Source organism: Neisseria sp. HMSC078C12 (assembly GCF_001838065.1).
In the GTDB taxonomy this organism is placed as follows: domain Bacteria; phylum Pseudomonadota; class Gammaproteobacteria; order Burkholderiales; family Neisseriaceae; genus Neisseria.
This window is the reverse complement of the sequence record NZ_KV835599.1, coordinates 109518-109894: the sequence shown is the minus strand read 5'-3', so window position 1 is coordinate 109894 and position 377 is coordinate 109518. Positions and strand designations below refer to the sequence as shown.

General features: G+C 52.0%; 1 protein-coding gene. It reads left to right on the top strand.

What is annotated here, in order from left to right; translation table 11 throughout:
- Positions 1-377, top strand: a 377-nt coding sequence (locus tag HMPREF2596_RS04040) for a ferredoxin--NADP reductase (RefSeq protein WP_141762669.1), incomplete at both ends; no start/stop codon positions are given.

Sequence of the window (377 nt, the reverse complement as noted above, 5' to 3'; positions counted from 1 at the left end):
ACCTTTACCTGCACCCGCGACGAATCGTTGCGTTTTGAAAACGGCCAATTCGTCATGGTCGGATTGATGGTGGACGGCAAGCCGCTGATGCGCGCATACAGCGTCGCCTCCGCCAACTGGGAAGAACACCTCGAATTTTTCAGCATTAAAGTCCAAGACGGCCCTCTGACCAGCCGCCTGCAACACCTTAAAGTCGGCGACGACGTGTTAATCAGCAAAAAACCGACTGGAACTCTGGTTGCCGGCGATCTGAATCCAGGCAAACACCTTTACCTGTTGAGCACCGGTACCGGCATCGCCCCTTTCTTGAGTATTACCAAAGACCCTGAAATTTACGAGCAATTCGAAAAAATCATCTTGGTTCACGGCGTACGCTA